Raw genomic sequence first — 14,922 nt, 5'->3', positions numbered from 1 at the left:
GTTTTTACTATGCAGGATTTTGTGCACCTTCATTTGCACAGTGAATATAGTCTTCTTGATGGAGCCTGCCGCATTAACGGTATAATCAGTAGAGCTAAGGAACTTGGTCAAAAGTCTGTAGCGATAACAGATCATGGCGTCATGTATGCCGCTATTGATTTTTATAAGCTGGCAAAAAAAGAGGGCATAAAACCAATTATCGGCTGCGAGGTATATACTGCCGCACGTACAAGGCATGACAGGATGTATCACCCCGATTCTGAGCACGGACACCTTGTTTTGCTCTGCAAAGACATGGAGGGCTATCATAATCTTGTAAAACTTGTTTCTACGGCATGGATAGACGGTTTTTACGGCAAGCCGCGCGTAGACTGGGAGCTGTTGACGAAGTATAATAAGGGACTTATTGCACTTTCTGCGTGCCTGTCTGGAGAAATTCCACGACTTTTGCTTGCCAACGATTATGAAGGTGCAAAGCAAAAAGCACTTGCTTACAATAGTCTGTTCGGAGAGGGAAATTATTATCTTGAACTCCAAGATCATGGCATTCCTGAGCAAAAAGCCATAAATCCTCAGATTGTAAGGATTTCACGCGAGACAGGCATACCGCTTGTTGCAACAAACGATGTCCACTATCTAAAAAAAGAGGACGCATACCTTCAGCGCGTGCTTTTATGTATACAAACAAACAAAACTGTCGATGATCCTAACGGTGTTGGTTTCCCGACCGAAGAATTCTACATGAAATCCGGGGACGAGATGGCCTCGCTTTTTCCGGAATATCCTGAGGCGATAGAAAATACGGTAAAGATTGCAGAAAAATGCAATATTGAGTTCACGTTCGGAAAAACGATCTTGCCGCATTTTGAGGTACCGGGCAATCAGAGCCATTATGAATACTTCCGGAATATGTGCATAAAGGGCCTTAAAGAGAAATATGGCGAGAATCCGGATGAAAAGATTGTTAAACGATTGGAGTATGAGCTTGAGACCATAAACCGCATGGGATATGTAGATTACTATCTCATTGTGCAGGATTTTGTTCGGTATGCTAAAAGCGTGGGAATACCTGTCGGGCCTGGCAGAGGTTCTGGTGCTGGCAGCCTTTGCGCTTACTGTATTGGGATTACAGGTATCGACCCGATAAAATACAATTTGCTTTTTGAGCGCTTCCTGAATCCGGAACGCGTCAGCATGCCTGACTTTGATATAGATTTCTGTTATGTCCGCAGGCAGGAAGTAATAAATTATGTTGTAAGAAAATACGGAAGCGACCATGTTTCGCAGATAATTACGTTTGGAACTATGGCAGCAAGGGCTGCCATAAGGGACGTCGGGCGCGTCATGAATTTTTCATATGCAGAAACAGATAAGGTCGCAAAACTCATTCCGTCCGAACTTAACATTACAATAGATAAGGCACTTTCGATGTCGCCGGAATTAAAGTCATTGTATGACAGCGACGAGCGGATAAGGAAACTCATAGATGTTGCACGTGGACTTGAAGGCATGCCGAGGCATGCCTCTATGCACGCTGCGGGCGTAGTTATTACAAGAGACCCGGTTGATACATATGTTCCGCTTCAAAAGAACGATGAATCAATCGTTACGCAGTACACGATGACCAATCTTGAAGAGCTTGGCCTACTAAAAATGGATTTCTTGGGTCTGCGCAACCTGACTGTAATACGCTACGCCGAGGATATGATAAAAGAGAAGTATCAGCCGGATTTCAGCATTGACAAAATTCCTCTTGATGACAAAGAAGTATTCGAAATGCTTTCGCTTGGCAAAACCGAAGGTGTCTTTCAGTTTGAATCAGCCGGCATGAAACAGGTGCTTGTCAGCTTAAAACCTGAGAGCATTGAAGACCTTATTGCCGTTATCTCGCTTTATCGCCCGGGGCCGATGGAATCCATTCCGCGGTATATCGAAAACCGACATCACCCCGAAAAAATCACATACAAACATCCGCTGTTAAAAGATATACTCGAAGTCACATATGGCTGCATCGTCTATCAGGAACAGGTTATGGAAATCGTCAGAAAACTTGCCGGTTATTCATATGGCAGGGCTGACCTTGTTCGCCGCGCAATGGCGAAAAAGAAGACTGACGTAATGCAGAAAGAACGGGAGAATTTTATCTACGGAAAACAGCGTGAAGACGGCAGTTTTGAATGTGTAGGCGCTATCAGAAACGGCGTCAGTGAAGAGATAGCCAATGCGATTTTTGATGAAATGGCCTCCTTTGCTTCGTACGCATTCAATAAGTCCCATGCTGCAGCATATGCTATTGTGGCTTATCAAACAGCTTATCTAAAATGCCATTATCCCAAAGAATATATGGCAGCCCTCTTGACGAGCATTCTTGACAACACAGACAAGGTTTCAGAATATATCGGAGAATGTCAAAAGCTCGGCATTGGAATACTCCCACCGGATATAAATGAGAGTGGGGAAGGCTTTACAGTAAGCGGCAATAACATACGTTTTGGACTGCTTGCAGTTAAGAACTTAGGGCGCGGATTTATTAAGTCACTGCTTGACGAAAGAAAGACAAACGGAAAATTTACTTCCTTCCGAGATTTCTGTTCCAGAATGATAGGGCAGGATATGAATAAGCGCACCCTTGAAAGCCTGATTAAATGCGGAGCATTTGATAGTTTCGGGTATAAAAGAAGGCAACTGTTGCTTGCTTCCAGTAAGATAATCTCCCAGCTTGAAGAACAGGAAAAGATCAATCTTTCTGGACAAGTAAGTTTCTTTGCCGATAATAATATTAATTCCGAGGAAATACCGGACGCGGATGAATTCCCACGCCGCGAACTCTTAAATCAAGAAAAAGAAGTAATCGGATTTTACCTCACAGGACATCCTCTTGCTGAATATAAAGAGTTTATAAATCGTGCCGGAATACCGCATATCAGGGAAGTATTAAGCGACAACCAACGCTTTAAAGACGGCTCAAAAGTTCAACTGATAGGTATAATTTCAGCCAAACAATTGAAGACTACAAAAACAGATAGTACAATGGCCTTTATAACACTCGACGATGGAAGCGGACAGATAGAATGTCTGGTATTTCCTAAAACACTTGAAACATTCAGAAACTTAATAGCTGTTGATGAGATTGTAGTTATTTCCGGACGCATTAGTATCCGGGAAGAGGAAGCACCGAAAATTTTATGTGACTCTGTGACAAAGCCTGATTTACAGAATTTAGGGACTGCTCCAGAGAAGCAAAACAGTAAAAATAAAAAAGCCGGGCTTTATATAAGTGTGCCGGCTTTTGAATGTGAAGAATATACAAGAGCTATAAGGGTAATTGAAGTGTTTGACGGCGATTTCCCGCTCTATGTTTACTGCCGTGACAAAAAGAAATTATTACGTGCTCCGAGAAAACTTTGGGTTTCAATGAATGATGTCCTTTTGAATGAATTAAAAAATATTTTAGGCAGCTCCTACGTCCAAGTAGTAAATTAAACGGAGGTATCATGTTTGCATGAACCAATATAATTTTGGGCTTATTGAAATAATATTATTTGTTGGATCGTTTAGTTGCTCAAGTGACAGAATGACAACTGAATACATTTTGGACGAGGTGTAATTATGTGGACAGTTATATATATGGCCCAAACTAAAGAGCAGGTCTTGAAAGTTCAGGAGATATTAAGGGAAGCTTCACTTGCTGTCAGGGTAAAGCCGGTTGGCAACGGTGATGATGACGGTTATTTTGAAATACTTGTTCCAGAAACTGAAGCACAATTGGCACATACCATTTTAATCCGGAACGGGTATTGACACTTTATTAAATCTATGTATAATGTAAGTATGTATTAGTATCGCAAGCTTGGAGGAACAGAAATGAATAAAGTTAAGACAATCGGCGTTTTAACAAGTGGCGGCGATTCGCCTGGTATGAACGCGGCAATTAGGGCAGTCGTAAGAACAGGTATAGCAAAAGGCATGCGTGTTATCGGTATCCGCCGTGGTTATAATGGACTTATTAACGGCGATATGATAGAAATGAACCTTCGGAGTGTATCAGATATTATTCATCGCGGAGGAACTGTACTTTATACGGCCCGCAGCCCCGAATTCAAGACCGAGGAAGGATTGCAGAAAGCGGTTTCTGTCTGCAAAGAGATGGGTATTGAGGGTATAGCCGTCATCGGCGGTGACGGTTCATTCAGAGGTGCTTCGGATTTGTCGGAACGTGGCATACCTTGCGTTGGCATTCCGGGTACAATAGATAATGATATTTCCTCAAGCGAAAGCACTATTGGTTTTGATACCGCCATTAACACAGTTATGCAAATGGTAGACAAACTGCGCGATACAACTGAGTCACATGACCGTTGCAGTGTTGTTGAAGTTATGGGCAGGCAAGCTGGTTACATTGCTCTTCACGCTGGTATTGCTGTTGGTGCCACTTGTATTCTTGTACCTGAAGTAAAAGTTGACATAGAGAAAGAAGTTATACCTAAACTGCAAAGAATCCAGAGGACCGGCAAAAAGCATTTCATTATAATTGTTGCAGAGGGTATCGGAAGAGTCGATGAAATTGCAAAACTCATTGAAGAAAAGACCGGTATTGAATCAAGGCCGACAATTCTTGGCCATGTCCAGCGCGGTGGTTCACCAACGGTACAGGATCGCTTAATGGCTTCTGAAATGGGTTATTATGCGGTTGAATTGCTTTCAAAAGGTATAGGTAACAGGGTTATCGCGGTTAAAGATAATAAGATCGTCGATTATGATATACATGAAGCTCTTAAAATGAAAAAGCCCTTTGAGACCAAACTTTACGAGATTGCCCATACAATTAGCATCTAAACATAATTTAAGCCATCGGTTTGAATACCGATGGCTTTTTTGTATAATTAGACTGCAAAATCATTGAATACTGTATTTTTGATCAATTCAAGTCTTGAAGCTTCCAAATAGTCGTGTGAACGCGGCAAAGTTTATTTCTTGGGAAATAATTATCGATGCATTTATCGGTTGAGGATAAGCAGTAATTGCGGGTACACATAAGTGTTAAATACAGAGAAATAAAAAACCGGCTTATGACAGCCGGAAGGATGAGTTGGAGGCGCCACCCGGAATCGAACCGGGGAATAAAGGTTTTGCAGACCTTGGCCTTACCGCTTGGCTATGGCGCCGCAATTTGGTGCCTCCGGGCGGAATCGAACCACCGACACGGGGATTTTCAGTCCCCTGCTCTACCGACTGAGCTACAGAGGCAAGTGACGCTTATACATAATACACTAAAAAAGACATATTGTCAAGGCAAAACAACATGGCCATTCGAATTTTATGTATAAGCGTATAGATTTAAAAGTTATAAAAGTGTTATTGTATGGCAGGCGCTGTAAAACCCACCTGCTTTGAGTTCTATAATACCTTTTTTGCTGCAAAGATTAATATCGTCCGATTCGTCGGACGCCTGACCGTTCCATGGTTCGAGACAAACAAATGGGGCGTCACCTTTGGGAGACCAAATGGCGAGGTTATCGAAATCCGGAAATTCTACCGTTACACCTCTTCCAGTTTTCCGGCTCACAAGGCTTACGGACTTTGAATTGAGTTTGTCTGGGACAACAGCGTCATCGTCAAAAATAGAATGATTTAGCTGAAAACTGTCACCGTCAAGAAAATGACGTGTTTTGCCGGAATAAAGGCCGTTTTCATTTAAAAGCATGCGATTGAAATTCTCATGCTTTTCGAATTTGACATAGTAATCCTCAAATTTTTCGTCAGGCATGAGGGGGACATTATATCCGGTATGGCCGCCGATACAGAAAAACATTTCGGAATCGCCGATGTTTTGAACGAGATATTCTACGTGTAACACAGCGCTTTCCAGTGAAAAAGTAACTTGCAGGCGAAAATTAAAGGGATACTTCTTTAATGTATTTTCATCAAAAGAGAGCGCAAGAATAATACGGTCTCTTGTATGATTAATAACCTTAAATTCCATATCACGGGCAAAACCATGCCTGCTTATTGAATAAATCTTGCCGTTGTACTCGTACTGGCCGTTTTTTTGCTCACCTATAATAGGGAAGAGAATAGGGGAGTGCCGATTCCAGTACTTTTCATCACCCTGCCAGATATACTCTGTTCCGAATATATCTTTGAGTGATATTAATTCAGCACCTTTCGAGTCGATCTGTGCAACCGCGCCATCAGACATTATTTCAAAGGTCATATTCTTATTTGCGTTCCGCTGCCTTTCTCTTAATGTATTCATCAATTGAATGAGCCGCCTGTTTACCTGCACCCATGGCGAGGATAACAGTGGCTGCACCTGTAACAGCGTCACCGCCGGCAAAAACGCCTTCACGTGTTGTCATAAGGTTCTCGTCAACTTTCAGACAACCGCGGCTATTTGCCTCAAGGCCAGGAGTAGAACGGAGGAGAAGGGGGTTCGGCGTTGTGCCGATAGCAATGATAACGCTGTCGACATCAATAGTAAAGTTTGAACCTTCAATTGGCACTGGCCTGCGACGGCCAGAAGCATCAGGCTCACCAAGCTCCATTTTTATGCATTCAATAGCTGTTACTTCGCCATTATCATTGCCAATAATACGAACAGGGGAGCAAAGAAGCTTGAATTCAATGCCTTCCTCTTTTGCATGATGTACTTCCTCAGCACGAGCCGGGAGTTCATTCATTGAACGGCGGTATACAATATAGACATCCTCAGCGCCAAGACGTTTAGCGCTGCGTGCCGCGTCCATTGCGACATTTCCGCCGCCGATTACAGCCGTCTTCTTTGATATTCTAATCGGCGTATCATAATCGTCTCTATAAGCTTTCATCAGGTTTATACGCGTGAGAAATTCATTGGCTGAATATACACCGATATGATTTTCTCCCTCAATGTTCATAAATTGTGGGAGTCCTGCGCCGGAACCTATAAATACAGCCTCAAAACCCATTTCTCCAAGAAGCTCGTCTATAGTAAAGACTTTCCCAAGAACCATGTTGGTAAGGATTTTAACACCCTGAGCCTCAAGCTTCGATATCTCTCGTTCAACAATAGACTTTGGAAGCCTGAATTCAGGGATACCGTACATAAGCACTCCGCCTGCGGTATGAAACGCTTCAAAAACAGTGACTTCATATCCAAGCTTTACTAGGTCTCCGGCACATGTAAGTCCAGCAGGGCCTGCACCAATTACGGCGACCTTATGGCCGTTGCTCTTGGGCTTTTCAATCTTTTCTTCGGATTTGTCTGCAGCGTAGTCTGCCGCAAATCTCTCAAGACGGCCAATTGCCACAGGTTCGCCTTTTATACCGCGGACGCATTTTGATTCGCACTGGCTTTCCTGCGGGCATACGCGGCCGCATACTGCAGGAAGGGAATTTGTCTCAATTATTTTTGAGTAAGCGTCAATAAATTTCCCATCCGCAATAAGTTTTATAAAATCAGGTATTTGGACGTTAACAGGGCAGCCGCTAACACATGGTCTGTTCTTGCAATTTAAGCATCTCTGCGCTTCTTCGCGCGCCATTTTTTCAGTATATCCAAGAGCAACTTCTTTAAAATTATGTATTCTAACAGATGGTTCCTGCTCCGGCATTGGAGTCTTATTCATAATCATGTTTGGCATTTCTTTTCTCCCTATATTAAACATATTTCAATAAATGACTGAAATACTTTTATTAAGGTTCTCAAGAGTTATTTTATATTATCCGCTGCTTCAAGCATTTTGCAGTAATGATCAAGCGATTCACGTTCCTGCTTCTTATATGTTGCAAGCCGTTTCATCGCGCTATCAAAATCAACCTTATGTCCATCAAAATCAGGTCCATCGACACAGGCAAATTTAGTTTCGCCTCCGACAGTTACCCTGCAGCACCCGCACATTCCGGTGCCATCTATCATAATTGGGTTCATACTGACAATAGTTTTTATTCCATATGGTCTTGTAAGTTCAGAAACAAATTTCATCATAATAAGAGGACCGATTGCGATTACGCAGTCATAATTGGCCCCTTCTTTTATCAAACGTTCGAGGACATTTGTGACAAGCCCCTTTTCGCCATAGGAACCGTCATCTGTGCAGATATAAAGGTGTTGTGAAACAGCTTTTAATTCATTTTCAAGGATTACAAAATCACGTGACCTGAATCCTGCTATTATATCAACCTGTGCTTTAGAGTTGAAAAGACTTTTTGCAAGTGGGTACGCAATAGCACACCCGAGACCGCCGCCTACGACAGCAGCCTTCTTTATATTATCAAGCTGTGTAGGCATTCCAAGCGGGCCGACGAAATCCTGTATCTTGTCGCCGGCTTTCAGTTTTGCAAGCTCTTTTGTTGTTTTGCCAACTTGCTGAAATATAATAACGACTGTTCCTTTTTCAGGATTTGCCTCAGCAACAGTAAAGGGTACCCGCTCACCAGAACTATTGATTCTCAAAATGATAAATTGTCCGGGCTTTATCTTTTTTGCAACATATGGCGCTTCGATTTCCATATAACGGACAGAACTTGTCAGGTCGTATGCCTGTGTAATATTAAACATTATATCCACCCATACTATATATTAATATAAATTCGTTAATATTATAATCTTATATAAGATTGATTTCAACACTTTAAGGGGTTAAAACTTCTTTCACCATGGCTTAACAAAATTATGCAAAAAAGCGGAATAGGATACAATTTACTCTTAAAAAAGCAGTAATAAGTAAAAAAAAATTTGAGAAAATATCATTTTGCATCTTTACAGAAGTATACCATAATAGTATAATTAAATTAGCAAATTTAAGGAGTTGATTTTATGAAAAAATATGTTTGCTCTGTATGTGGTTTTGTGTATGATGAAGCGAAGGGCCTTCCTGATCAGGGAATAGCACCAGGAACAAAATTCGAAGACCTGCCCGATGACTTTATCTGCCCTATGTGCGGAGTAGGGAAAGACATGTTTGAGGAGCAATAAAAAAATTAAAGACAGGGGAGATTGATGTTGTCTGCTATTAAAATAAAAGATGGAATTTATTCGGTAGGTGTGCTCAATCCTAACATGCGTATATTTGATGTTATTATGCGAACAGACTATGGCACATCGTACAACTCGTATCTTGTAAAAGGCGAAAAAACTGCACTCATTGAAACTGTTCACAGCAAATTTTTCGAAGAGTATATCGATAATATCAAAAGCGTGGCTGAACTGTCATCTATAGACTATGTCATCATGAATCATAATGAGCCTGATCATTCTGGTTCACTTGTAAAATTGATTGAAGCTGTACCGGATATCAAAATAATCACTTCAAAGGCAGGCAGCATCTATCTCAAACATATCACCGGAAAGAAGGATATTGAAGTAATATCCGTTAAAGACGGTGATACACTCGACCTTGGCGGAGGCAAGGTACTCAAGTTCATCAGTGCTCCGTTTTTACACTGGCCAGATTCAATTTTTACCTGGCTTGAAAACGACAAAGTAGTATTCACATGCGACTTTTTGGGCTGCCATTATTGCGAACCGGGTATGTTCGACAGCTTCGTCAAATATCCAAAACGCTTTCTTGACGCTTTTAAATTGTATTACGAAGCAATCTTTTCGCCGTTTAAGCCGTATGTTTTAAGCGGCCTTGAAAAATTATCTGCTTTAGATGCTGAATATGTCTGCACCAGCCACGGCCCAATTTTACAAAAGAACGGTTTCCTTGAGAAGGCAAAAGAATACTATCTAAAATGGAGCACACCGGAAAAGAGAGACAATAAGCTAATTCCTATATTCTACTGCAGCGCATATGGAAATACTGAAAAATTGGCGCAGAGTATCAAAGAGGGTATAAAAGACGTTGAAAAAACAGCTGATGTTGAAACCTATGATCTCAACGAAGCTGATTTTGATACTTGCGCTAAATTGATTAACAATTGTGACGCGTTCCTGATTGGATCGCCGACAATAAACAGAGATGCGGTAAGACCAATATGGGTTCTCACAGCATCTATTGACGCAATAAATTCAAAGGGTAAACCATGTGCGGTGTTTGGTTCTTTTGGATGGAGCGGTGAAGCGGTTCCAATGATTACTGAGAGATTGAAATCGCTTAAGTTTAAGGTGTTTGATCAGAACTTCACTTGCCAATTTGTACCGACAAACGAAGTTCTTCAAAAGGCGAGAGAGTTCGGTCAAAGTTTTGCAGAGACTTTAAAATGATCTGTTAAACTGACATCCTATAGATTGCAGCAAGATTTGTCGTTTGTGTCAAAACTCAAAGGTTTTATTAAATCAGCATGCTCTCACCACATTTCAATGAAAAAGCCGTCCGATTTTATATCGGGCGGCTTTTTCAACACACAACTGCAATAATAACAAATCTATTGCAAAGGTAAAGATAATAGTGTAACATTCAATGATAGATATGACCTTGACGCTCTATCACTCAAGTAACGTAAAAAGGAGCCGTAATTAATATGCTGCATAAAGTTTTTAAACTCAGAGAATTATTTCCCGAATTGGCAAAAGAAAGTTTAGAATCGCTTTCAGAAGCCCGCAGAAAGCATATAGAGTCCGTAGGGAAGGCAAACGAGTGTTGGGCAGCGTACAGAGAGCCTACCCTTACGGCATATTGCCCAGATGTTTCACCGGAGATAGATAAAACCTCAAAGCGCATATCCATACTTATTTGTCCCGGAGGTTCATACGAGTTTTGCTCATTCCGAGAAGCCGAGCCGATTGCCCTTGCATTTAACGCATTAGGTTATAATGCATTTGTGTTAAATTACTCTGTTGCCCCTGTGCGATACCCGCAAGCCCTGCTTGAAGTGTCCGCATCAATGGCGTTAATCAGAAACAAAGCGGAGATTTTCCATGCCGACCCTCAAAAAATCGCAGTATGCGGATTTTCCGCAGGAGGTCATCTTGCTGCAAGTCTCGGAGTATTTTGGAATGAAGAATTTATCAGTGATACACTGGGCATAGAAAAATGCAGCAACAAACCGAATGCTATGATACTCGGTTATCCAGTAATTACTTCAGGGGAATATACACATCAGGGCTCAATGAATTGCCTACTGGGCAAAAATGCTCCAAAAGAATTAGTTGAAAAAATGTCTCTTGAATTACAAGTTAGTGAAAATACGCCGCCTGCTTTTATCTGGCATACTTTTGAAGATGACTGTGTGCCTTGCGAAAATGCTCTGCTTTTCGCTAATGCTTTGCGCAAGAAAAATATACCGTTTGAACTCCATATCTTCCAGAACGGCGGGCATGGATTATCATTATGCAATAAGGTTACTTCAAAATTCGATGAGCAAAATATACCACACGTTTCTAATTGGTTTCAGCTTTGCCATGAGTGGCTTGAAGTGCTTTTTAATAGCTGACATATGATAATAAAAACTCTTCACACAATTTACGGACTTTCCGCGAATTGTGTGAAGAGTTTGTGCATTATAATACTTTTAGTACGGCAAACATGTAATATGGAATATCATGGTTGAAATTTATGGTAAAAAGCAGTATAATATAAATAATTAGACATATTTAATTGCTCCGGTTTCGGCTTAGCGTCCCCTAAACCGCCAGCCGAAACCGGTCTTGGTGTCAGCTTATGTGAAGCTGTAATCTAAGCTTGTCGGCAATCATTGCTATAAATTCGCTGTTTGTTGGTTTGCCGCGGCTGTTATGGATTGTATATCCAAAATAAGAGTTAAGAGTATCAACATCGCCTCTGTCCCAAGCAACCTCTATTGCATGGCGGATGGCGCGTTCAACGCGCGAAGATGTAGTCTGATACTTTTTAGCCACTGTGGGATAGAGCTGCTTGGTAATCGAGTTGATTATATCTATATCCTGAATGGCAAGCATAATCGCTTCTCTTAAATAATGATATCCTTTTATATGTGCTGGAACACCAATCTGATGGAATATTTTCGTTACAATTAATTCGATATCCTGCATGTTGTTTACCTGTATTGAATTTGAGCCGACAATTGGCTTCTTTTCTTCCGAAACAATGCCGGCGAGTTGATTGATTCTTTCGGCCAAAAGGTCATGGTCAAATGGCATGGGTATGAAATACGAAGCACCTGCTTCCATAACCTGTGAGCTTATAATACCGTTGTTATAAGTAGACATAACGATCATAATGGGTTTTTTGGGTAAGTTCATTGATTTAATCGAGTTTAAAACACCGATGGCGTCAATCCGTGTCATAAAAGCATTCATAAGAACAACATCGGGTTGTTCCCTGGCGATAGCGTCGAGAACTTCCTGTCCGTCTTTCGACGCTGTTGTGACATTCATACCGTAAGAACGCAAGGTAGCCGCGCATACTTGACCGATTTCTACGCTATTGTCGGCCACAAGAATCTTCAGTTTGTTTTCCATTTTATTAACCTCCATTGAGATATTTAAATTCTAACAATAATTTACCATAACTGGAAAAATATTGCAATAGTTATTTACATATTTTCGAAAAAAAAATAAAAAAATCAACATTTCGTTAAAAAATAAATAGAGAATTTATGTAAATCTACAAAAATTATTTTTTAATAAAATTGTAATACATCTGATATTACAACAAATAATAAAATAATATATCAAAAAACGACAAATAGTTTTAAATAATTTGTTGCTACTCGCGGCGAATTCATAAGAGAACGCCGCGGATAGCAAATATTAATAAACATATAAAACTTTTATATTTATGATACATCTTTTTGTTGACTTTTTTCAAGTACTTTGGATGAATTTATCATATTTTCTGCAAATATACCATAACCGCGTTGGGGATCATTAACAAAAACATGGGTTACCGCACCGACTAAACGTCCTTTTTGTATTATAGGACATCCGCTCATTCCTTGGACAATACCTCCAGTTGCTTTCAAAAGATTTTTATCTGTAACTTTGATAATCATGTTTTTTGTCGGTGAATCATCATTAAAATGGATTTTTTCAATTTCTACAGAGTATTTTTTTGGACCGCTGTTATCTATTGTCGCTATTATTTCGGCAGGCCCTTCGGTTACTTCTTGTTTCATGGCGACTGGTACCGGCTTACCTACATTGACGCTATTCAAAAAACCATAAACACCAGTTTCGTTGTTCATACAAAGGTTACCCCAAACCGTATCGCTAAGAACACCTAAGAGTTCTCCCGGCTGACCACTGGTGCCTTTTACAATACCGGTCATATTTACTTTGACAACGTCTCCTGTAAGCAACGGCATGATTTTTCCTGTGTCAACGTCGCAAATACCATGTCCGAGGCCTGCGAATGAATAATTGGAAGGGTTATAATAAGTTATTGTGCCGATTCCAGCGGTGCTGTCACGGACCCAAAGTCCAGCTTTATATGAGTTGGTACTAACTGATAAAGCGGGTTTAAATGTAACTGAAAAGCCCACATTTCCGCGTTTTAGGCTGACAGTTATAGATTTTCCATTGCTGGCTGAAAACAAAGCGGAAACTTCACTGTTTGACGTTACTGATTTGCCGTTAATTGCGAGAATCACATCACCTTTACGAATGCCTGCTTCATAAGCAGGATTTTTTGCTCCTTCCGCAGTGTCAACGTCAGTCATTCCAACCACTACGACACCGGCTGTATAGAACTTTACGCCGAAAGTTTCTCCGCTTGGTACAACGCTTACTTGTTTAACTACCGAAACTTTAATATTTTTAATTGGAACACTGCCGAGAAACATAAGTTCATCAGAATAATGTTTTCCGGCTTTGCTGATATTATTAGCAAGGACATACTTTGAACCAGTCAGTTCAGCTTTTATCGGAAATTTATTATTAAACGATAGTTTTTCTCCTTCTACAATTGAAAAACTATCAGGTATTTCCCTTGCAATAATTAGCCCCGTTGACAAAACGGATAATGCTATAGTCCCGATAGTGGCAGCGGATATTTTGATTAATCTATTAAAAAATTTTCTTGTTTTATCACTCATAAGTACCTCCGCAACTTTGATTGACAGAATTTAATGTACCTCCAAAGCGCGGTATTATGAGTTGTAAAAAGTGCTCTAATTGTCAATATATTTTTCACATTTTAATCAATCCTGCGAATGAATAAAAAAACAGCAATGAAGTATAAATTACTTCATTGCTGTTTTTATTTGATAGTAGCACTAAAGGGCATAAGTGATAATTTTGCGAGTTTAAAACATTGAATACCGAAAGGTATGCCTACAATTGTTATCGATAAGATAATTCCAATTATAAGAGCTGTAACGGCAAGTTCAAGGCCTCCGAAGATGATCCAAAGTATATTTAAAAGAAAAGAAACAGCACCGCCGCCATATTCGACAGTGCGGCCAAAGGGGCACAAGGCAAGCTCAGCAATTTTAAAACACTGAATTCCTACTGGAATTCCTATAATGGTAATACACCAAAGCAAACCGATTATGAACCAACAAAGTGAGAGAATCAGCCCGCCGAAAATCAGCCAAAGGAAATTGCCGATAAAGTTCATAATTCCACCACAGTCTCTATTAATTTAATGCGTAAATATATTTTATCATAAAATATATTTGTAATCGAATCTTCTCAATAATGTTGTTGAAGTCAGGTTGGTTAAGAGATATAATAATATGCGTCGAAAATTAGGGAAGAATGTCAGATGTTTACGTATAAATCAGTTCAAGCGTTACACTTGTCCGTTTTTCCTGAATTTTTCTGATTGTTATTTGTGGCGGTACTGCCTGTAGCGGTTACTGACATACAATTTCCACTTGCTGATTGCTCAATCGCAGCAATAGTAGTAAGTGCAGTTCCTATAAGGGTTATAAAATTTCCTAATATGTTTATGTAGGATTACAATAGATGTGTTACACTAGCGGATAAAAAAAGATAGCGAATAGGAAAAGCCTGTGCTATAGTTGAGCTGCAACCCACCAACAAAGCAAGGAGGTTTCCTATTCGCTATGAATAAG

12 protein-coding genes and 2 tRNA genes are annotated in these 14,922 nt (G+C 40.4%); 6 read left to right on the top strand and 8 right to left on the bottom strand.

Annotated features, from left to right (window positions below):
- Positions 1 to 9: 9 nt before the first annotated feature.
- From V6C21_RS02005 to pfkA, 3 genes are all read left to right on the top strand, one after another.
- Complete coding sequence (locus V6C21_RS02005) at positions 10 to 3,483, top strand: DNA polymerase III subunit alpha (RefSeq protein ID WP_479268209.1); 3,474 nt, start codon at positions 10 to 12, stop codon at positions 3,481 to 3,483.
- Positions 3,484 to 3,609: 126 nt separating this feature from the next.
- Complete coding sequence (locus V6C21_RS02000; protein ID WP_034838559.1) at positions 3,610 to 3,801, top strand: hypothetical protein; 192 nt, start codon at positions 3,610 to 3,612, stop codon at positions 3,799 to 3,801.
- A gap of 63 nt (positions 3,802 to 3,864) precedes the next feature.
- Complete coding sequence (pfkA, locus tag V6C21_RS01995) at positions 3,865 to 4,836, top strand: 6-phosphofructokinase (protein ID WP_034838562.1); 972 nt, start codon at positions 3,865 to 3,867, stop codon at positions 4,834 to 4,836.
- 254 nt (positions 4,837 to 5,090) lie between these two features.
- Here pfkA and V6C21_RS01990 read toward each other — a convergent pair.
- From V6C21_RS01990 to V6C21_RS01970, 5 genes are all read right to left on the bottom strand, one after another.
- A tRNA-Cys gene (locus V6C21_RS01990) sits at positions 5,091 to 5,165 on the bottom strand.
- Between the two features lie 6 nt (positions 5,166 to 5,171).
- A tRNA-Phe gene (locus V6C21_RS01985) sits at positions 5,172 to 5,247 on the bottom strand.
- 97 nt (positions 5,248 to 5,344) lie between these two features.
- Positions 5,345 to 6,256 carry an aldose 1-epimerase family protein gene (locus V6C21_RS01980; RefSeq protein WP_479268208.1) on the bottom strand — a complete coding sequence of 304 codons (912 nt, stop codon included), beginning with the start codon at positions 6,254 to 6,256 and terminating at the stop codon, positions 5,345 to 5,347.
- Entirely contained in the window at positions 6,219 to 7,622 is a 1,404-nt protein-coding gene (gene gltA, locus V6C21_RS01975) for an NADPH-dependent glutamate synthase (RefSeq protein WP_045085455.1), read from the bottom strand. Before gltA ends, V6C21_RS01980 begins: the two co-directional genes overlap by 38 nt.
- 68 nt (positions 7,623 to 7,690) lie before the next feature.
- The gene (locus V6C21_RS01970; RefSeq protein ID WP_034835580.1) at positions 7,691 to 8,539 is read right to left on the bottom strand and encodes a sulfide/dihydroorotate dehydrogenase-like FAD/NAD-binding protein; all 849 of its coding nucleotides are present in this window, start codon (positions 8,537 to 8,539) and stop codon (positions 7,691 to 7,693) included.
- 258 nt (positions 8,540 to 8,797) lie between these two features.
- On the opposite strand from V6C21_RS01970, the gene rd reads away from it, so the two are divergent.
- The 3 genes from rd to V6C21_RS01955 all read left to right on the top strand — a co-directional run bounded on the left by rd (position 8,798) and on the right by V6C21_RS01955 (position 11,358).
- Positions 8,798 to 8,956 (top strand): rubredoxin, encoded by a 159-nt coding sequence (gene rd, locus V6C21_RS01965; protein ID WP_034835583.1) that lies wholly within the window; start codon positions 8,798 to 8,800, stop codon positions 8,954 to 8,956.
- Between the two features lie 27 nt (positions 8,957 to 8,983).
- The gene (locus V6C21_RS01960) at positions 8,984 to 10,189 is read left to right on the top strand and encodes an FprA family A-type flavoprotein (RefSeq protein ID WP_051492236.1); all 1,206 of its coding nucleotides are present in this window, start codon (positions 8,984 to 8,986) and stop codon (positions 10,187 to 10,189) included.
- Between the two features lie 257 nt (positions 10,190 to 10,446).
- A complete protein-coding gene (locus tag V6C21_RS01955; RefSeq protein WP_034835588.1) occupies positions 10,447 to 11,358 on the top strand; it encodes an alpha/beta hydrolase in 912 nt (303 codons plus the stop codon).
- Between the two features lie 220 nt (positions 11,359 to 11,578).
- Here the strand turns inward: V6C21_RS01955 and spo0A are convergent, their stop codons facing one another.
- The 3 genes from spo0A to V6C21_RS01940 all read right to left on the bottom strand — a co-directional run bounded on the left by spo0A (position 11,579) and on the right by V6C21_RS01940 (position 14,462).
- Positions 11,579 to 12,364, bottom strand: coding sequence for a sporulation transcription factor Spo0A (spo0A, locus tag V6C21_RS01950; protein WP_034835591.1), 786 nt, complete (start codon positions 12,362 to 12,364; stop codon positions 11,579 to 11,581).
- Between the two features lie 317 nt (positions 12,365 to 12,681).
- The gene (gene spoIVB / locus V6C21_RS01945; protein ID WP_479268207.1) at positions 12,682 to 13,938 is read right to left on the bottom strand and encodes a SpoIVB peptidase; all 1,257 of its coding nucleotides are present in this window, start codon (positions 13,936 to 13,938) and stop codon (positions 12,682 to 12,684) included.
- Positions 13,939 to 14,102: 164 nt separating this feature from the next.
- A complete protein-coding gene (locus V6C21_RS01940; protein WP_034835598.1) occupies positions 14,103 to 14,462 on the bottom strand; it encodes a YccF domain-containing protein in 360 nt (119 codons plus the stop codon).
- Positions 14,463 to 14,922 lie beyond the last annotated feature (460 nt).

Origin of the sequence: [Clostridium] cellulosi, assembly GCF_036762875.1 — a bacterium.
In the GTDB taxonomy this organism is placed as follows: domain Bacteria; phylum Bacillota; class Clostridia; order Oscillospirales; family Ethanoligenentaceae; genus Ruminiclostridium_D; species Ruminiclostridium_D cellulosi.
The sequence above is the reverse complement of the archived record's forward strand: the minus strand, read 5'-3'. Positions and strand labels throughout refer to the sequence as shown.

Bases quoted from the DNA above. Each gene is read 5' to 3' on its own strand.
- V6C21_RS02005 (WP_479268209.1), top strand. From the start codon at position 10: ATGCAGGATTTTGTGCACCTTCATTTGCACAGTGAATATAGTCTTCTT.
- V6C21_RS01940 (WP_034835598.1), bottom strand. From the start codon at position 14,462: ATGAACTTTATCGGCAATTTCCTTTGGCTGATTTTCGGCGGGCTGATT.
- spo0A (WP_034835591.1), bottom strand. From the start codon at position 12,364: ATGGAAAACAAACTGAAGATTCTTGTGGCCGACAATAGCGTAGAAATC.
- gltA (WP_045085455.1), bottom strand. From the start codon at position 7,622: ATGCCAAACATGATTATGAATAAGACTCCAATGCCGGAGCAGGAACCA.
- V6C21_RS02000 (WP_034838559.1), top strand. From the start codon at position 3,610: ATGTGGACAGTTATATATATGGCCCAAACTAAAGAGCAGGTCTTGAAA.
- V6C21_RS01980 (WP_479268208.1), bottom strand. From the start codon at position 6,256: ATGAATACATTAAGAGAAAGGCAGCGGAACGCAAATAAGAATATGACC.
- spoIVB (WP_479268207.1), bottom strand. From the start codon at position 13,938: ATGAGTGATAAAACAAGAAAATTTTTTAATAGATTAATCAAAATATCC.
- V6C21_RS01970 (WP_034835580.1), bottom strand. From the start codon at position 8,539: ATGTTTAATATTACACAGGCATACGACCTGACAAGTTCTGTCCGTTAT.
- V6C21_RS01955 (WP_034835588.1), top strand. From the start codon at position 10,447: ATGCTGCATAAAGTTTTTAAACTCAGAGAATTATTTCCCGAATTGGCA.
- rd (WP_034835583.1), top strand. From the start codon at position 8,798: ATGAAAAAATATGTTTGCTCTGTATGTGGTTTTGTGTATGATGAAGCG.
- pfkA (WP_034838562.1), top strand. From the start codon at position 3,865: ATGAATAAAGTTAAGACAATCGGCGTTTTAACAAGTGGCGGCGATTCG.